Below are 18445 nucleotides of genomic sequence, written 5' to 3'. Positions count from 1 at the left end.
GGTGCTAGTTCTCGGCCCGCTCGAGCAACTGGACAGTGCCGGCGGACCCGTCCACCCGCACCAGGTCGCCGTCGCGCAGCATCCGAGTTCCGTTGCCGGTGTTGACCACACACGGCAACCCGAGCTCGCGCGCCACCACCGCGGCGTGGCTGAGGACGCTGCCGATATCGACCACCAGCGCCGAGGCCACGAACATGATCGACGCCCAACTGGGGTCCGTGGTCGGCGCAACCAACACCTCGCCAGGTTCGACCTCGACGACGGCGGGGTCATGCACCACGCGCACCCGTCCCTCGACGGTCCCGCTGCCGGCCCCGATCCCGATCAGCAGTGCATCGTCGGTCGCGTCTGGTTGATCGTCGACGACGACGGTCGGCTCCGGCGTCCCGCGCCACCAGGTCGGCAGTTCGAGCTGCTGATACTGCACGCGTCGTTCCCGGCGGAGCGCCACCAGCTCGCGCGCGCCTACCGGCACTCCCCCGACGATCTCCTCGACGGTCAGATAGAACACGTCCTCTGGGTCATCCAGAACGCGGCCGTCGGCGAGATGCTCGCCGACCCGGCGGGCAGCCGCTCGCGCCACGTCCAGTGCCTGGAGGAACGACACCTTTCCGACGCCGCGCAGCGGGATGGTGCGCGCGGCATGGTTAAGCAGTAGTTTGACCGCAGGGCGAGCCGGTGCCGGCAATTCGGCCAGCAGCTCGGCCTGCATCTTCGGTAACCGGTCGCGTGCTGCGCGTTCCCGCGCAAGTGGACTGGCGCTGTCGTCGGTGGCGGCATACCGTTCGATGACCGCCGCCAGCGGAGTCGGGTCCTCGCGCCACACCCGCGCTGAGATCTCCCCTTCCAGCGGGCCATGGAAGCCATGGCTGGCTACCACCTCATCCAGTGTGAGGTCACCCCGCGATGCTTTCCAGATGTCGTCGACCATCCGAAGTTCCGCGCCGCCGACCCCGGACAGCACACCGACGTCGCCGACCCCGGTGCGCGCCACCAGCGATGTCAGCGCGTTGATCAATGGCGTGATCGCCGCGAACAACGCGATTCCGTGCAGGGTCATCGCGGTGGAGAAACGGCGGCCGGCCTCCTCAAACGTGGCAACCGCACGGGCCAGATCGGCATGGGCGACCCGCGGTATCTCGGCACGCCACCAGGCATCGATCTGCGGTGCCAGTCGGCGCACTTTGCCCGGCATTCCCAGTGCGGCGCGCGGGAGCCGGTGGGCGATGACCGGGTAGCGCCGCATGGTGGGGGCGAACGTCATCGTCGCCGGCGCCTCACCCAGCATGCCGGTGATCGCGACTTTTCCTGTGGTACCGGGCATTCGGTCTCCCACAGCAGCCAGCCACTCGGTCCGCATGGCAATGCGCCCGAAGAAGACGGTAATGATCCGGTCCGGCCCCGGAGGCGGCTGCTTATGCTCCTCGCGACCGAACACCCCGAGCGCATAGGACAGGTCGCGGCACATCATGTCACCGATATCCGACCAGATCGACCAGCCCAACGGGGTGGCGACGCCAGGCACCGCCTCACCGACATTGACGGTCGACCAGTGCGTCTCGGATCCACCCGGCTGATGCAGGGGATCCCACGCGTCGATCGTGTACTCGGTCACGCGAGCCTGATCGATCGTTCGGTGTGCCCGTACCCGATCTCCCCGTCCCAGTCGAACCGCGACAGATTTTCAAAGTTCGCCGTCGCGGTGACCTCGGGGTCATAGCCGACGCAGATGTCGTTGGGACCGTCGAAACCATTCGGAAAGGGATGCAGGATCTCTGCGCGAATACGGTGCTCGCCCAGTTCGAGCTCGTAGGGATCGGCGTGTTGGGCGCGATGGGTCAGTACCGGCGAGTTGTGCATCTGCACTGCCGTCAACACGCCGTCCTCCTGCAGGACCGCGCGGGTGAGGAGTTGCCCGTCGACCACCAGTTGCAGCAGGATGAAGCCGCGGCCGCTGGGAAAGTTGGCCCAGGACCAGATGTGGCTGGAGAAGACCGTGAAGTCGCGCGGCCCGCTGGTGTGGTCACGCAGACCCTGTCCGTCGAACGCGATCTGCTCCCCGCCCACCGTGATGGTGCCGCGTACGGTGACCAGTTGCTCGTAGTGCAGCTTCCCCCATTGGTGGGCGTCCTCCACCTCACCCCAATCCCACACGGCGCCAAGGCAGTCCAGGGTCAGGTCAAAGCCGAGCCGTTCGTGGCGCCGGTCGCCGGCCATGCCGTTGTAGAGCTGGTCCACCGTGGTTCGGATGGACCCGCCGTCGCGGCTCATTCGCCACGATCGGAAGGGGTCGAGGCATTGAAAGGACATCGTGGCTCCGCCGGGCCCACGCGGTGTTTCGCAGCGGCCGTAACCCTTATTGACCAGCCGTTGGCCGTCGGGCAGGTAGACGAATGAGAGCTCCCGCCACAACGTCGGGTCGAACGGCGCCCGGCCCAGATGCGTCCACACTCCGATCTGGGTCGTGGGGTCGTAGGCGACGAAGCAGTAGTTCTCGGTCCACAGCGGGATATCGGGGTAGGACTGGATCGGGAATTCCGACTCCGGGCTCAGGCCGGTCGGAGCACTGGTGGCGCTCATGCCTGCGACCGGCTCTCGTCCCAGGCCAACACCAGCTTGGTTGGGCCGCGGAACAGCAGGGCGTCGGTGTCCCATTCGAGTTCTTCCAGACGCAGACCGTGCAGTCGGCTCAGCAGCGCCTCCACGCCGATGCCGATCACCGCGCGCGCCATGTGCTGGCCTGGGCACTTGTGAGGTCCGTGGCCGAACGCGAGGTGATCCGGGGGAACGTCGCGGGTGATGTCGAACTGTTCGGCGTGCGGGCACCAGCTTTCGTCGTGGTTAGCCGCCGATAGGTACACCATGATCGGGGTATCGGCCGGGATGTGGTGGCCCCCCAGCTCGATGTCCTCAGTCAATAGCCGGTGGGTGCCGTGCACGGTTCCGATGTGGCGCAGGATCTCCTGAACGGCGTTGGGAAGCAGCGACATGTCGTTCTGCAACGCTCGCAGTTGGTCGGGGTTGCGCAGCAGCGTCACCATGGCGTTGCAGATGGACAGGGCGCTGGTGTCGTGCCCTCCGACGTAGATGCTCCACAGGTTGGCGATCAGCTCGTCTTCGGTCAGGGTGCCGTTGTCGGTGTCGGCGATCATCTTGTTGACCAGGTCGTCCACCGACTCGTTTCGCCGCCGTGCCACCAATCCCCGGAAATAGGTGTCCAGGGCGGACATCGAATCGTTGGCGACTTTCAGTTGTTTCGCGTCAAGGGGCAGCATCTGGACGGCCAGCTTGAAGCCGTGCATCCACTGGTGGATGTCGGCCTCGTCTTCCTGGGGCACCCGTAGCAGCTGGCTGATCGCCGACAGCGGTAACGGCGACGCGAACGCCGCCATCAGTTCAACCTGACCGGGCCCGCCCGAGGGATCGACGAAGGCGTCGATCAGTTGGTGAGCGCGTTCGGTGATCGCGGGCCGCAGGCTGTCGACCAAGCCCGGACGGAAGTTGCGTTGAAAGGTTTGGCGGACCCGGCGGTGATCCTCGCCGGCTTTCATCAAGACGCTGTCGGCCATGATTGTGAAGTACGGCTGGTTCACCACATCGTCGCCGTGACGCATCCGCTGGAACTGTTCCCAGCGCACGTCGCCGTCCTTGCGCGCCAAGACCTCTCGTGCGGCATCGTGTCCGGTGACAACGTAGGCGCCGAGCCCTTCGGCGTGGAAGACCGGATCAACCGCGCGAAGCCGCGCCAGGATCGGGAAGGGGTCGACGGCCAGTTCCGGGTCAAGAGGGTTGAACACGTAGTCGTTTTCAGCGGTGGTCATGCGATGCTCCGAGTTTTCCAGGCTTCGATCAACTTTGCGTTTTGCGCGGGAGTGCTTCCATAGGTGGCGATTTCGTCTGCACCAGCGTCGCGGAACCGCTGCAGCGAGGTGACACACTCATCGACCGTCCCGATGGCGCATGTGTCGATCATCCACTCGTCGGGGACGATTTTCGCAGGTTCGAGTAACTGGTGGCGATGGAAGAGTCGATCGGCGACCTTCTCGTTGGCGGCCAGCTGCCGATGCGCCCGCAACTCGTGGACCACCGAGACGTCCCAGCCGTTTTCCTCGACCAGGGTCTCGCCGTAGCCGGGGTATTGCAGGTAGCCGACCGCCCGGCCGTGGGCCAGCGATCGGGTCTCGATGTCGTCGAGGTCGGGTGCGGTGATGACTGCCTGGCAGATCCGGATCTCAGCCGGATCCCGGTCGACGCGCTCGCACGCCAAGCGGATTCGTTCGACGGCCTTGGCGGTGGCCTCCGGGGTGAGCACCGGCGGCAGCAGGACCCCGTCGAAGGATGATGCGAGCAGTTCCGCACCCTTCTTGCGTGCGAACGTGCCGAACCAGACCGGCGGCGGGGGTCCGGGCACGATCTCGGAGAAGGCCAGCGACGGGAATCGGCCGACCGGACCATCGTAGGAGACCGTCTCGCCGCGCCAGAGCCGACGCAAGATGTCGACATAGTCGGCCATCTCGGCGAAGGTCGGCATCCGAAGCCCCATGCCGTGCCAAATCGCATCGGTGCCGCGCCCCAGCCCGAGGGTGAACCGCGGACCGTAACAAGCCTGCATGGTCGCCGCGAGCGCCGCCATCAACCACGGCTGACGGGTCGGCGGGCACACCATCGCCGTTCCGACCTCGATCCGCGATGTGCGGGCCGCGGCCCCGGAGAGGATGACGTCGGCCTGCTTGATGTCCCACCGCTCCGACAGAAACGCCGCGCGGAAGCCCAGTCGCTCGGCTTCGACGACGTCGTCGATGCCTTGGGCCGGGGTGCGCATATCGGACTCGTAATCGACGTCGCCCTGCACCGCACTCACTGCACCCGAGATGACGTATGCGCTCAGATCGTCGACGACATCGACGTGTTCACCTTCGGACATGCGGTCTCCGTTCGATGCCTAGCCCACCATTGGGCTATCCTTACGCTTGTAAGAAATCTAGGCGCTGTTTTTACGTTTGTAAAGGAATTCCTTGATGGTGGTTCAGGACCAACCTCGCCGCGGCCGGAAGCCGACGCTGAGCCGCGAGATTGTCATCGAGGCCGCCCTCGACCTCATCGATGGTGAGGGGCTGAGCGCACTGAACCTGCGCAAACTCGCCGAGCGGATGGGCATCAGCGCGATGACGCCATACCACTATTTCGAGGACAAGGCGGAACTGCTCTCGTCGATGGTCGAGTATGCGATGACCCCGCTGGCCAATGATCTCGACCCGAATTTGTCCTCGGACAAACAGATCGGCGCAGCGATGCGGGACCTGCACCAGATCCTCAATCGCCATCCCGGCGTCGTCGACCTCATCATCGCCGAATCGGACACCCTGCGACTCGACGAATTCCGCCAGAGCCTGATCGCGACACTGCAGAAGGCGGGGCTCACCCGCGGCCGAAGCGCTGACGTCCTGCGGTCGCTGACGAGCTACACCCTCGGTTACACCATGCTCAACCGGTTACGCCCGCAGCAGCCGAACCGAGCCGCCCCGCCAGACTCCTTCGACGTCGGCCTCGAGATGATAATGCGCTCGCTGCGTGAAGAACTCGGTTCGCCCAGCCTGTAGTTGCCGACACCGGTTCTCGCACTTTTGCACGATCACAAGAGGTTCGGCGAGTTTGAGACTTACTCCTGCTCGAGTCGGCGCAGCGCGCGAAATGCGTACGGCGTCAGCACCGCGATGAGGACAAAGAACATCACGAATACGGCCCAGAAGTTGAGCACCCCGTGCCAGGCGAAGGGTCCGGTTCGAACGAAGGGCACCAGACTCAGCGGAATGTAGACCGCAGCGGTCAAGAAGCACACGTATGCGACCCAGCGCGGGAACAGCGGTTCGCTGCGACGGTCGATCAGGATCGCGATGCCCAGGGCCACGCTCTGCAGGAACGAGAACATGAAGGTCAGGTCGAAAAAGAGCCAGCCGAAGTCGTAGAGCGTCTGCATGGTCTCCGGCGAGCGCCCTTCGGAACGAAAGGTCGCGGTCTGCCAGACGACGGCGGGTACCGCGGTCACCAACGCCGTCATCAAACCGCCGACCAGTTCGGTCATCGACAACGGCCCCATCGGGCCTTCCATGCGGCTGATGATCTTCGACAGAGCCACGCTCCACGTGTAGTAGCACGGCGCGCCGACGACCATCAGCACCATACCGATTCTGATTGCGGTGCCGTGGGTTTGGAAGTACTGGGTGATGCCGGCGGCGTCGAGATCCTCGCCCGGCGGTGGCCAGAAGCCGGCGAACACCGCAAAGCCCAGCAGCCCGAGCCCGCAGTAGAAGCACACAGACCACAGCGCGGCCCGCAGTAGCGTGAAGTCCGTTTTCGTGCTCGGCTGCCGAGCCGCCGAAATATACGCGTCCGTCGTCGTCACCGGGCCTCCTGGATCGGCATGTCGACCTCTGCGCTCAGTCCAAAGCGCACTACCCTCATCGGGCATGTTAATCGAATCTCTGTTAAAAACAAGGCCGCCGCGGAGACTGCTCGCCCAACAGGTGATTCTCGCGACCAGCGGCCAAGAAACAGGCATCCTGGCCTCACTTTTTAACAACTCTTAAGCACCGGAGACGGCTGGGCTGTCCCCGTCGGCGACGCACCGCATCTCCGGCAGGGTCGCCTCACCTTTGATCGCCTTCAGCAGGTAGAACGTCACGACGTTGTACCAAACCGCGAAGACTGCCAGAGGCAGATAAAGACCAAAGACACCGTTCCACGCCAGCGGTCCGTCATAGAAGAAAACAATCGCGCTCGCAGGAAACATGCTGAGCCCAAACCACACACTGAGGTAGCCGACCCAGCGTGGGATCACCGAGCCGCGATACAGCAACACGCACAAACCGAGGGCTGCGGCTTGCACAAAGAAGAACGGCCAGCTGACAATCCACGAGATCCACGCGAAATCGTTGAGAATCCCTACCGCCTCTCCGGTGTGTCGGGATCGGTAGGCGATGGCCAACCACACGATAGGTGAGATCGCGAAGAAGACCCCACCCAGTCCCGCCGAAATGGCCTGCACGGCGCTAAGGGCAGGGAATCCCGATTTCTCCATGCGCAACATCTGGCCGAGGACCGCCACGCCCCAAGGCAGATAAAGCGCGGAGGCAAATGCGCAGACAGACATTCCGACCAGGATCCGGCCGCGACGCTCGTTGAAGAAAGCACCGACGACATCTGAACTCCAGCTCGGAGCAGGCGGTGGAATGAAGCCAGCAATGACAACAATTCCGACGAGATAAACAACGAAGAACGCGTAACCGCTATACAGACAAATCAGCTGTATTCGCCTGTCCACGCTAGGCATCCCACGCGAATTCGAGACGCTCGGGTCGATGAAAAATCATCCCGTCCTGCACCCGGATCTCCTGACCGCCGACCAGCCGCAGGTTGGGCAGACGCGTGATCGCCGTTTCGATCGCGACTTTCATGTCGAGGCGTGCGACGTTGATGCCGATGCAGGTGTGGGGCCCGGTGCCGAAGTGCATACTCTTACGCATTTCGGCCGGTGCGCGATCGATATCGAACCGCTCGGGACAGACGAAGACGCTGTCGTCATTGTTGGCGGATTGGACCAATGCGAAGATATTCGCGCCCTTGGGAATCCGGTGCCCATGAATCTCGACGTCCTCTTTCACACGCCGCACAATTCCCCGAGCGGGCGTGAGCCGGCGCAGCGACTCCTCCACCACCTTCGGTACCAGACTCAGATCATTTCTGACCCGCTCCAGCAGGTCGCGATCCTGGCTGAGTTTGTACAAAGTGAAGCTGATCCCGCCGGCGCTGGTCTCGAACCCGGCAATGACCAATTGACCAACCACACCGAGGATCTCACGGTCGGTGAGACTCTTCTCGCTTTGTTCCTGGGCGAGGATCAAGCCACTGATCAGGTCGGCCTGGGGCTCGGCCCGTCGCCGTGCAATGGCGTCTAGCAGGTATTCGTTGAAGCCGACCTGATCGCGTGCCAGCTCCAGACGCCGGGCGTCCGAGATCGATGGGACGAACAGTTCGGTGATGCCCAGGGTCCAATCGCGAAACTTCTGCCTGTCCTCGGCGGGCACACCCAGGATCTTGATCAGCACATCGATGGGCATCGGAGTGGCGAACTCCCCCACCAGATCAGCTCGGCCGTCACCGACAAATCCGTCGACGAGAGAATTGGCTGCGGCGCGGATCACCTCTTCGTGTTGTTTCACCGCGGCTGGCGTCAGCGGTTTGGCCGCCAGCTTGCGGATGCGGGTGTGTTCCGGCGGGTCGGTATTGATCAAGGCAGGCTGCCAGGGCGCATAGCCATGAGGCAGAAGCTGCTTCAGCTCCTCGGGCACCTCACCGACCAGATCGTCCGGCATGCAGCCGAACCGGTCCATGTCCTTGACGATCGCCAGTACGTCGTCATACCTGCTGATCACCCAGGCGTCGAGCTCGGGAACGTGCAGCACCGGTGCGTGCTCGCGCAGTGGCCCGAACAGCGGGCAGGTATCCCACGTGCTGCGGAATACCTCCATCATGGACGGCTGTGTGTCGGTTCGGTCGGTCACGGTTGTACCTCGGATCGGGTGTACGGAGGGTAGTCGGGCGAATCCGGAAAGCAATGCAAGAGACCGGGATCATCGGCCAAGAGCTTCTTCCAGTACTTGCGGTAGTGCCGGAAGCTCATGAAGTCCTGGTCCTCGCCGTACGCCACCTGGCCGTCGTACTCCCACCGCACCAGCGACCACCAATTCAGAATGTCGCTGTTGATCGGCCACTTCAGCCAGTTCATCGTTTGGCCGACAGCATGCAGCTCTCGGCCCAGTTCATCCACGCAGTCGATGATCTGCGTGACTACCCGTCCATCACGCCCGCGTTCAGCTTTCCGCGTGCCCCCGACCACCCGCGCCTTGATTCCATCGCGGATGTAGAAGCCGGTGGTGACGGTCTCGGTCGTCCCCTCGATCGGATCGTCGTCGAACCCCAGCGACGTTTGAGGGTCGTAGAGATGCCAACCGCTCTGCGGGGACGCGAAGACGTAGGGCCAGCCGGCCCGCAGTGGATCGGAGACGTCGGCATGACGCGGACCCCAGCCTCGGTCGCGCAGGCCGCCGCAATCGATGTTGATCGTCTCTCCGGCGATTTCAAGCGTGCCCTTGATCCAACCCGCGTGCTCATAGTGCCCGACCGAGAAATCTCCCTCCTTCTTGACCCAGTTCTTGATTCCCGGATCCTCATCCCCGTCGCTGGAAAGTTTCATATAGTGCGGCTCCGCGGTGGCCGTCCAGGTGAGGTCGAACTTCACACCGTGGCGGTCATAACCCAGCCGGTACTCCTGCTGCGGCTCGATCATGTGACAGGTCAACGAGTTCGACAGCTCGAAGTCATACATCTGCGCGCCGTCCGGTATTGCCAGATGCTGATCCCAGCCGTAGTAAAGACAGTTGTAAACATCCTCGCCGGTGTGGTCCCACACCGCGGGGCCAGCCACCACCAGGTTCATATTCGGCCGGAAGTAGAAGTAAATGAAGCCGCAGAGATTCCGCTCCGGAACGGTGAACCCGAACAAACTGTTCTCACTCCAGTACGGATCAGCGCTGCGCTCGTGGAAGTACTCGTCGGCAATGTCGATCTTGTCGGTCCACCCCATCGTCACACCAACCCTGCAGCTTGCGGGGCGTCCAAGTCCAGCGCCATATCGGCATAGCGACGTATCTGGTCAACGATGATTCGATCCGCCTGCTCACTGGACTCCACCTGACTCGCCATGCCCACGAAGAGCAACACCCCGTACATCGCGCCTTCACGGTAGGCGGCCCAACACGAGTCGAAGTCGTAGCCCTCGACACCCGAAAAGGTTAGGCGTTCATGGTATTCAGCGATCAGTTCGCGCTCAGCCGCTCGGCGTTCGGCGGTGGGCAACGACGAGCCCAGGTAGTACGCGGGGTCCAGACCGGGCGGTCCCAACCGCACGGTCTGGAAGTCGACGACGGCAGTCCTGTCGGACTGTGGGTCGGTGGCGAACATCAGGTTGTCACTGCGAAAGTCCCCGTGCTGTACGACGGTCGGCGCCTTCCAGCTGCGTACCCACTCACCGGCACGCGGCACCACGGATTCGAACAGGCTGACATGTGAAGGGTCCAGATGGTCGCCGAAGCGGTTCAGGAAGGGCTCGAGGCCAGCCGGCAACGAGTCGAAGACGCCGATGGTGCGTCGCGGATCGGCGAGCCAGTCCAATCGTGCCAACGCGGCATTGTTCCACAGCGGAGCCTGAAACTTGACGAGTTCTCCTAGTGCCGTGGAACATTCGGACAGCGTTGCGGTCTCGAGTACGTTGCCGGCCCGCATCTCGGCACCCAGATCCTCCAGGACCAGGTTGAACGTTTCCGCATTCTCGGAGAGTCGGGCCGAGTAGCACTTGGCCACGCCCAGGCCTGGGATCAACGGAGCGATGTCGCGATAGAAGAGGGTCTCCAGTTCGTACATGCCCATCGCCACGGCAAGACCGCGACTGCCGGGGTCATCACTGGGAAACTTCACCACCACCGATTCGGGCGCTTCGGTCGGCCCGGTATAGGTCAGTCGGGCCCGCACCATCCGGGCGATGATCCCCCCTTCCACCGGCTCGACGTCAACGGCGGCGAGATCGGCGTCGGCCAACAGTCCCGCGTCACCAAGGACGGCCCGGAACCAATCCAATGTCATCCGGTCGACCGAATCAACGATCGACGGTATCGGATTTCCGTTGCGGCCCTTGGCCGTGACGGATGAAGCGGCGTTGCTCATCGGGTAGCACTCCTATAGGGCAGAAGAGGTGACGGATGCGTCTAGATTCAAAGGTCCAAATCTCGAACATCTTATTCGAACACTATGTACGATGAGCGAGCGTTGTCAATGGCGGGAACGGAGACCATGTACATGAATGCCAGCCTGCGCATCCTGGGCGTCTGGAGCGCCGCCGCGTTCTTCCTGCTCTGGCTTATCGGCTTCGTGTTCTTCGCTCAGTGGATTCCGCCGATACCCCCATCGGATTCGGCCGAGGACCTCGCCGAGCTCTTCCGAGACAGATCGCTGCCCATCCGGATCGGGATGGTCCTGATGACGATCGGAACCGTCTTCTATCTCCCGTGGTCCATGGTGCTCTCCGACCTGATCAAGGAAATCGAGGGCAGGTCGTTCTTCCTCTCCGGCACCCAACTCGCGGCCGGCGTGCTGTCGGCGATGACCTTTTTTCTTCCGGCATTCGTGTGGACCACGGCGGCGTTCCGCCCGCAACGCAATCCGGAGATCACCCAAGCGCTCGTCGATCTCGGCTGGTTGTTCTTCATCACCCCGATTGCGCCGTTCATCCTCCAGTACGTGATTCTGGCGATTGCCATCTTCCGCGACAAGCGAACCCGGCCGGCGTTCCCCCGGTGGGCGGGTTACCTCCAGCTGTGGATCAGCATTTCGTTCCTACCGGCCCTGGGAGCGATGTTCTTCAAGACCGGACCGTTCGCCTGGAACGGTGTGCTGGTGTGGTGGATTCCGTTCGCGATGTTCACCGGCTGGTTTGTCGTGATGATCACGCTCACATGGCGGGCGGTCCGGCAGGATCGACAACCAGCCGAAATCGGTTAAGAGGCTATACCGTTGGGGCGTAGAGCGTCCGCCAGACCACGGTAGTCATACCGTCGAGTCGCTCATCGACATCAACTCCGGTGCTCGTCAATTCGTACAGCCCGCGCTCGATCATCCAAGTCAGCCATGGCGCGACGATCTCCACGTCAACCTCGGCAGGAATGAACCCGGCTGCTTGCTGCCCACGGAACCCGACCCGCAGATCTTCGGCCCGGCGCTCCATGACACCCGCGAACTGCGCACGGACGCGCGGGTCGTAGGTGGCGGTCTCAACGGCAGCGGCGAGCAGGTAGCGGTGATCCGTGTAGGCATCCGCGATCTGTTTGAGTGCCCCTCTCAAATCTGCGGGTGTCGATCCCGGGGGCAGGCTGAACCACGCCTCTGCGGCTTCACCGACCTTCTGAGTGACACGTTCGGCCAGCTCCATGAGCAGAGCACCTTTGTCCTCGAAGTACACGTAGAACGTCGAACGAGCGATCTCGGCACCGGTGATCAGCTGTTCCACACTGATTTCAGCGAATCCGGTACCTTCGGCCAGCAGTTGCTCGGCCGCGGCGAACAACTTGCGAGCGATTTCTTCACGCCGCGCCGCACGACTGACCCTCCCCTTTCGAACCGTCACAGCCATCGTGTGAAACGCCCGTCCTTCGTTGCATGCTCACCTGACTTTCAGGATTCTACGCACGCAACCGCAGATCACCGCAGATCCGGCTACCGCGGGGCTGTTTCGTCCTCGGTACGCTCACTGTCCAGGTTGGCCTTGCGCAACACCACGCCCATCACGATCAGGAATGCGGCGTACGCGAACAACGCGAGCCAGAAGACGAAGACGCCGCGCCACGAGAACGGCCCGGAGTGGAAGAAGAACGCCAGCACATCGGGGATGAACGCGGCGGCCACCCAGATGTTGAAGTAGCCCAACCACCGCGGCAACACCGAACGCTTGTCTCCCAGTATCGCGGTGCCGATGGCGATGTTCTGAATCATGAACGGCGCGATCGGGGTCAGGAACATCAGCCAGGCGATGTCGTTGAGGGTGACCGTCAGTTCCGGGGTGCGGTCGGGCCGGAACGCGATGATCGCCATCAGCAGCATCGGGAGCAGTAGCAGGACACCGGTCGCCGCGCCGGTGACCACTTGGATGATGGTCAGCAGCGGCGAGCGGCCCTCGATGCGCAGCATCGCCAGTGCTATCAGCGCGATCAACGGAAAGACCAGGCAGATACCGAGCTGAGCGATCACCAACCCGACCAAGACCCGGGTGTCGTTGCTGTAGAAAGCGACGACCTCCGCGGTGCTGCTCGACGAGCCGAGCGGCAGCGGCAGGACGCCGGCGATGAGCCATCCGGTCAGCGCCACCACGACGGTGGCCGGTCCCGCCCAGGCGCACAACTTGATCACTGTCGCCGACATGGTCAGCCGCGGACGGTCGGCCGGTAACTGGCGATGATCTTGTCGGCCACGAGTTTGGCGGTCTCGGCACACGCCGTGGTGCCGCCGTTGGCGTACTCCTTGACCGCGTCGCCGACATTCCACAGCCCCTCGATCGGGGTTTCGTGCGGCAGGTCGAATCCGGCGACGGCCCGCTGCGGCGGCCAGCCATCGCGGGTGACGGCGATGTTGAGAATCCTTGCTCGACTGTCGAAGTCCTCGATGGTGTCGCGGAGGTCGTCCAACAGCAGCTGGGTCTCGGCTGCCTCGTCGAATTCTCCGATCGAGGGCTGCGGAACCGATGTGCCGACGTAAAGATGCCATCCGGGCGGGGCCATCTCGGGACAGAGGTCGGTGAAATTGGCGATGTAGGCCACCCGCCGGGACTTCGCGAAGCTCAGCATGCCGGGGGCGGCGATGAGGGGCTCGGTGCTGGCGAAGTTGACCGAGATCATGGCTGTCGGCCGATCACCGCGGGCAACGAGATCGCGGTAGTCGGCGGGCACTGCATCCGGGCCCAGCAGCGCCAACGTCGCCGCGGGTCCGACGTCGCTGATCACGATGGGTGCATTGACCGTGGCTGAGACTCCGTCACGCACGATCTCGACGCCGGAGACGACGCCATCCGCTGACACGATGCGGGTCGCCGAAGTCGACAGCCACACCTGGCCGCCGTCACGCTCGACCACGCCGGCCAAACCCTTCCATATCCCGATGGTCCCCTCGGGGTGGAAACCGAATCGTTTGAACGCGCTCTTGCGGGTGAAGTAGGTCAGGAACACCCGCGCTGGGAGGTCTTCGGAGCCGACCGCGAAGATCGATGCGCACATGTTACGGAAGATCCCGTGTACGCCTTCGTTCTTGGTGTACTTCGCCACCCATTGTGCCGTGGAGATCTCGTCTTCGGGTAGGCCGGAGTCGCTGCGCGCGGCACCGATGCCCTTGACCAGTTTGGCGCCCTGCCGGGTCAGCTTACCGAGTAGCAGACCCCAGCCGCCGCCGGTGACGTCGACGTCCTTGCCGCCGATGCGGTAGAGCAGTGGCGGTTTCGGCTCCCGGATCTCGAACGGTACGCCGACCTCTTCGCACGTCTCTTGGGTGATGCCGCCGACCTCGATCACGATCGCGCCGTTGTTGACCTTGAACCCGTCGATGTCGTCGGTGGATGCCCGCCCGCCGACCTTGTCGAGTCGTTCGACGACCAGTGTGCGAAAGCCGCTGTGCGCCAGCCGTGCCGCGGTGAACAGGCCGCCGGCGCCGGCGCCGATCACGACGACGTCGAATTCGTGTTCCATCGTTGTCATGGATGTCTTTCTGTCGGGACGGATCAGTAGGACCGGGGCAGTCCGAGTGAGGTCTGGGCGATGAAGTTGAGCACCATCTCGCGGCTGACCGGCGCGGTACGCATCAACCGCGTGACGAACCACAGTTCCGATAGCCCGTACTCGCGGGACAAGCCGTTGCCGCCGTGTGTCTGGATGGCTTGGTCAAGCGCCGCCAGCGCGGCCTCGGATGCGGCGAACTTGGCCATGTTGGCCGCTTCACCGGCCGATTCGCCCGCGTCGAACAAGTCGGCGCTGCGCATGGTGGCCAGTCGGCCGACTTCGACGTTGATGTGGCATTCGGCGAGCGGATGGGCGATACCCTGGTGCGATCCGATCGGGGCCGCCCACACGGTGCGCTCGGTGGCGTACTGCGCGGCCTTGTCGACTGCGTACCGCCCGATACCACCGCACAAGGCGCCCACCAGAATTCGTTCCGGGTTCAGGCCGTCGAACACTTGACGCAGTCCGTTGCCCACGCTGCCGATCAGGGCATCCTCACCGACTTCGACATCGTCGAGGAAGACGGTGAACTGCTCGTCGGGCGACACGATCGAGGTCTCGATCTGTTGGAAGTTCAGCCCCGGCGAATCGGTGGGCACCACGAACAGCGACAGCCGAGACCGCTCCGCGGTCGACTCATCGGCGTCACGGGTGACCAGCAGGATGGCATCGGCCTGGTCGACCGCCGAGATGTAGTACTTCGCGCCGGAGATCGTCCACCCGGAATTGGTGCGCCGTGCGGTGGTCTTGACGTTGTGACTGTTGGAACCGGCGTCCGGTTCGGTCAGGCCGAAGGCCATCTTCTGCGATCCGTCGGCGATCGCAGGTAGCCATCGACGCTTCATCTCCTCGGATCCGTGGTGGGCCAAGATATTTCCGCAGATGGCCGGCGAGATCACCCAGATCAGCAGTGGCATGCCGTGGGCGGCGAGTTCCTCGACCACCACGACCGCTTCGGCCATGCCCCCTCCCCCACCGCCGTATTCCTCGGGCAGGTGGACACCGAGCAGGCCGGCCGCACCCAGATCCTTCCAGAGCTCCTCGATGCCGTCACCCGTGCGGGCACGCTCCAGAAAGTATTGTGGCCCATAGCGATCGGCGATCGCGGCCACGGTTGCCCGGATCGCGCTGTGTTCCGCGGAATCGTGGATGAGTCCCGACATCGACTACCTTCCGGTGAATTCAGGTCTGGTCTTGACCGCGAATGCGGCGATGGCAGCGGCGGCATCGGCGGTGTCTCCGGTCAGTCGCAGTCCCTGAGTCTCCGCAACGAGCTGGGTCGGCAAGTCGTTGTGCCACGACTCCCGTAACAACCGGCGCATGGTGGCGAACGCCTTCGTCGGGCCGTGCGCGAGCTCGACGGCGACAGCGACAGCGCGTTGACGCAATTGTTCGCCCGGGACGATCTCGTTGATCAGACCCCAGTCGAGAGCCTCTTCAGCGCTGATCGGGGTGTTGCGGAGGTAAACAGCAGCGGCGCGGCGGGCGCCGATGAGGCGGGGCAGGTGCCAGGTTCCGCCGCCGTCACCGGATACCCCGAGCCCGGCGAAGGCGGTTACGAAACGGGTTCCCTCCGCAGCGATTACCAGATCGGCGGCGTAGACATAGCCCAGCCCTCCTCCGGCAACCGCACCGTGGGCCGCGGTGACGATCGGCACGTCGAGGCCACTGAGGATGGCGAACGCTTGATGGAAGGGCGGGGTCATCTCGACGAAGAGGTCACCGAACCGATCGCGACCGCCCTCGAGGAAGAACCCGATATCGCCGCCGACGGACAGTGACGGGCCGTCCCCGCAGATCAGCACGGATCGCGCGGTGTCGTCCGCAGCGATCAGCCGGGCGACCTCGAGTGTCTCTCGCGCGACCCGAAGGTCGATGGCGTTGCGATCGTCGGGCCGATTCAGACATATCGTCGCGACACCACCGTCAACCCGGTAATCGATGGTCTCCAACCGCGACGGTTCTTCGACGGCTGCACACCAGACCGCGGTGTCGGTGAGCTGGTGCAGTGTGCTGATGCGTCCATCGGGGGCGAACGCGAACAGATGGATGAATTCGGCGTCCAACTCACGACCGGTACTCCGTGCGGTGCCGCGGTAGCGCCCGGTCACCATCAGGCGGCCGTCGCCACACGGCTGGAAATCGCCGGCGACGGCGCGGACGCTGAAGTGCCGACCGATGCGCCACCACAGGTTGGTGCACATCGAGTCGGCTCCGACGTGGCGCCCACCCATGTCCAATGGCAATCCTTGGGCCGCATGGCCGACGAATTCCGGATGCAGCAGCGCCTCGATCGTCTCGCGGTCGCCGGCAGCCAACGCGTGGTAGAGCCGCTGAACAGCCACGACCCGCGCATCGCCGAGGACGTCAGACAACGGAGCGCTCCTGTTCTCGATAATTTAATCACCGATAAAAACAGATATAAGCAGTTGACGAGGAACCTGATGCGTACCGTACCACGGTTTTTAGTAGTGATTAAATTTTCTGAGTATGGCCTGGCGAGAGGCCCCCGGGCCGCTCGTCAGGTGGTGAGCACTGCGCACGCGCTGACGCCGGGTGCGCCGTAGACATGGGTGAAGCCGACCGTCGGCGTTGTCGGCACCTGGCGTCGCCCGGCGCCGCCGCGAAGTTGTAAGGCAATCTCGTGGATTTGACGCAGACCACTCGCGCCGACGGGTTCGCCGTTGGCGATGCAGCCACCGTCGGTGTTCACCGGTAGAGGCCCACCGATGTCCAACAGCCCACGCTGGATCAACCTTTCCTGTTCACCGTGGTCGCACAGTCCGGTCTCGGCGAGGTGAATGAGTTCTGCACCCGAGTCGGTGTCCTGGACTTGAACGATGTCGACTTCCATGGGGCCGATGCCCGCGGCCTCGAATGCCGCCACTGCGGCATCAGCGGTGGCCGTCGAGGACAGCTCTACGGGTACGGCCGGGCTGAAGACGTCGAAGGATCCGAACGGGCGGGTTCGGAAGGCCACCGATCTGAGACGAATGGGCTTCTGCGACATCGCCTTGGCTCTGCGGGAGGTGGCCAGGACCAGGGCGACTGCGCCGGCGCCCGGCGAGCAGAACATGAGCTTCGTCAACGGATCCGCAACCATTGACGAAGTGAGCACTTGTTCTTCGGTGAGGGGTGTTCGCCGCCAGGCGTTGTCGTTGAGCAAACCGTTGGCGGTGGCCTTCACCGGTACCTTGGCCAAGCTCGAAGGACTGATACCGAAGTCGTGCATGTATCGACGGGCCTTCATGGCGAAGTACTGCGGGGCCACCATCAGCCCGGCGTCGCCGTACCACTGGTCGAGCCCCCAGGTCGCCGGATCGAGGTCGAATGCTCCTTGGTCGTGATTGTCGAAGCCGACGACGAGCGCGAGTTCGGCTTGACCCGAAGCCAGCATCGCGTTGGCACTGACCAAGGCCGAGCCTCCGGTGGCACATCCGTTGAAGATGTGTTGGAACGGCACTCCGGTGAGGCCGAGGTTGGCCACCAAGGTGTCGGCGCTTCCGGCTGACATCGAACCGCCGCAGGCGAACTCGATGTCAGCCCAGGTCACGCCCGCGTCGAGCAGCGCGGCGCGGGCGGCGAGTTCGCCCAGTTGCACGCCGGTGGTGTCATCATGACGCCCGAACGGAGTGATTCCCAGCCCAACGATGACAGTGTCCATCGACTGGTCGACTTGTCGCACGGTCATGCGAGCGGGGCGAACGCGTAGGTGGTTCCGCCGTCGGCCTCCGGCAGCAATTCCAGCGTCATCGGCATTCCGATCCATAACCGCTCCGGATCCGCCTGGGTCAACCGGCCCTGGATCCGTAGCTGCGACTCGAGTTCGACGTAGCCGACGCCGAACGGGGTGAACTCAGAGCCGACATGGGCTTTCGGTGGAAACCTCTGAACCGTCCACGTCCACAGGGTTCCGTTGCCGCACACGAGCTCTTCGGTGGTCTGCTGAGCTCCGCAGCGGCGACAGGAGTCGCGTGCCGGGAAGCTCCTCGCCTGACAGGTGCAACAGCGTGAGGTGATCAGACGCGGGCCGTTCTCGGTCACTCTGACCAGGCCATCAGCGACGACATCCACGA

18 protein-coding genes are annotated in these 18445 nt (G+C 63.7%); 2 read left to right on the top strand and 16 right to left on the bottom strand.

What is annotated here, in order from left to right; translation table 11 throughout:
- Positions 1-4: 4 nt before the first annotated feature.
- Genes ORI27_RS32995 through ORI27_RS06785 form a run of 4 tightly spaced genes read right to left on the bottom strand, consistent with a single transcriptional unit; the run spans position 5 to position 4924 of the window.
- Positions 5-1615 carry a PEP-utilizing enzyme gene (locus tag ORI27_RS32995; RefSeq protein WP_323055569.1) on the bottom strand — a complete coding sequence of 537 codons (1611 nt, stop codon included), beginning with the start codon at positions 1613-1615 and terminating at the stop codon, positions 5-7.
- Positions 1612-2580, bottom strand: coding sequence for a hypothetical protein (locus ORI27_RS06795; protein WP_265995866.1), 969 nt, complete (start codon positions 2578-2580; stop codon positions 1612-1614). The genes ORI27_RS32995 and ORI27_RS06795 overlap by 4 nt, the downstream gene beginning before the upstream one ends.
- Positions 2577-3821 (bottom strand): cytochrome P450, encoded by a 1245-nt coding sequence (locus ORI27_RS06790; RefSeq protein ID WP_265995867.1) that lies wholly within the window; start codon positions 3819-3821, stop codon positions 2577-2579. The genes ORI27_RS06795 and ORI27_RS06790 overlap by 4 nt, the downstream gene beginning before the upstream one ends.
- The gene (locus ORI27_RS06785) at positions 3818-4924 is read right to left on the bottom strand and encodes a TIGR03857 family LLM class F420-dependent oxidoreductase (protein ID WP_265995868.1); all 1107 of its coding nucleotides are present in this window, start codon (positions 4922-4924) and stop codon (positions 3818-3820) included. The genes ORI27_RS06790 and ORI27_RS06785 overlap by 4 nt, the downstream gene beginning before the upstream one ends.
- A 94-nt stretch (positions 4925-5018) precedes the next feature.
- Between ORI27_RS06785 and ORI27_RS06780 the strand changes: the two genes are divergently transcribed.
- Positions 5019-5600 (top strand): TetR/AcrR family transcriptional regulator, encoded by a 582-nt coding sequence (locus ORI27_RS06780; protein ID WP_265995869.1) that lies wholly within the window; start codon positions 5019-5021, stop codon positions 5598-5600.
- Positions 5601-5659: 59 nt separating this feature from the next.
- Here ORI27_RS06780 and ORI27_RS06775 read toward each other — a convergent pair whose 3' ends face one another.
- From ORI27_RS06775 to ORI27_RS06755, 5 genes are all read right to left on the bottom strand, one after another.
- Positions 5660-6403, bottom strand: coding sequence for a hypothetical protein (locus ORI27_RS06775; protein WP_265995870.1), 744 nt, complete (start codon positions 6401-6403; stop codon positions 5660-5662).
- A gap of 180 nt (positions 6404-6583) precedes the next feature.
- A complete protein-coding gene (locus tag ORI27_RS06770; protein ID WP_265995871.1) occupies positions 6584-7330 on the bottom strand; it encodes a hypothetical protein in 747 nt (248 codons plus the stop codon).
- Positions 7323-8390, bottom strand: coding sequence for a cytochrome P450 (locus ORI27_RS06765; RefSeq protein WP_265995872.1), 1068 nt, complete (start codon positions 8388-8390; stop codon positions 7323-7325). The genes ORI27_RS06770 and ORI27_RS06765 overlap by 8 nt, the downstream gene beginning before the upstream one ends.
- 167 nt (positions 8391-8557) lie before the next feature.
- Positions 8558-9643 carry a DUF7065 domain-containing protein gene (locus ORI27_RS06760; RefSeq protein ID WP_265995874.1) on the bottom strand — a complete coding sequence of 362 codons (1086 nt, stop codon included), beginning with the start codon at positions 9641-9643 and terminating at the stop codon, positions 8558-8560.
- A gap of 2 nt (positions 9644-9645) precedes the next feature.
- Positions 9646-10779, bottom strand: coding sequence for a phosphotransferase (locus ORI27_RS06755; RefSeq protein WP_265995875.1), 1134 nt, complete (start codon positions 10777-10779; stop codon positions 9646-9648).
- 108 nt (positions 10780-10887) lie between these two features.
- Between ORI27_RS06755 and ORI27_RS06750 the strand changes: the two genes are divergently transcribed.
- Positions 10888-11613, top strand: coding sequence for a hypothetical protein (locus ORI27_RS06750; protein WP_265995876.1), 726 nt, complete (start codon positions 10888-10890; stop codon positions 11611-11613).
- 4 nt (positions 11614-11617) lie between these two features.
- On the opposite strand, the gene ORI27_RS06745 is transcribed toward ORI27_RS06750, so the two are convergent.
- The 7 genes from ORI27_RS06745 to ORI27_RS06715 form a co-directional block, all read right to left on the bottom strand.
- Positions 11618-12235, bottom strand: coding sequence for a TetR/AcrR family transcriptional regulator (locus tag ORI27_RS06745; RefSeq protein ID WP_265995877.1), 618 nt, complete (start codon positions 12233-12235; stop codon positions 11618-11620).
- Positions 12236-12324: 89 nt separating this feature from the next.
- Positions 12325-13014, bottom strand: coding sequence for a hypothetical protein (locus tag ORI27_RS06740; protein ID WP_265995878.1), 690 nt, complete (start codon positions 13012-13014; stop codon positions 12325-12327).
- Positions 13015-13028: 14 nt separating this feature from the next.
- Positions 13029-14348 carry a phytoene desaturase family protein gene (locus ORI27_RS06735; protein ID WP_265995879.1) on the bottom strand — a complete coding sequence of 440 codons (1320 nt, stop codon included), beginning with the start codon at positions 14346-14348 and terminating at the stop codon, positions 13029-13031.
- A gap of 23 nt (positions 14349-14371) precedes the next feature.
- Positions 14372-15532, bottom strand: a complete 1161-nt coding sequence (locus ORI27_RS06730; protein WP_265995880.1) for an acyl-CoA dehydrogenase family protein — start codon at positions 15530-15532, stop codon at positions 14372-14374.
- 3 nt (positions 15533-15535) lie between these two features.
- Positions 15536-16744: an enoyl-CoA hydratase-related protein gene (locus ORI27_RS06725; RefSeq protein ID WP_265995881.1), complete on the bottom strand. Its 1209-nt coding sequence runs from the start codon at positions 16742-16744 to the stop codon at positions 15536-15538.
- Positions 16745-16890: 146 nt separating this feature from the next.
- Entirely contained in the window at positions 16891-18060 is a 1170-nt protein-coding gene (locus ORI27_RS06720; RefSeq protein ID WP_407666234.1) for a thiolase family protein, read from the bottom strand.
- Complete coding sequence (locus tag ORI27_RS06715; protein ID WP_265995882.1) at positions 18057-18443, bottom strand: Zn-ribbon domain-containing OB-fold protein; 387 nt, start codon at positions 18441-18443, stop codon at positions 18057-18059. Before ORI27_RS06715 ends, ORI27_RS06720 begins: the two co-directional genes overlap by 4 nt.
- Positions 18444-18445 lie beyond the last annotated feature (2 nt).

The sequence above is a fragment of the Mycobacterium pinniadriaticum genome, assembly GCF_026242045.1.
Classification (GTDB): domain Bacteria; phylum Actinomycetota; class Actinomycetes; order Mycobacteriales; family Mycobacteriaceae; genus Mycobacterium; species Mycobacterium pinniadriaticum.
This window is presented reverse-complemented; position numbering and strand designations above follow the sequence as displayed.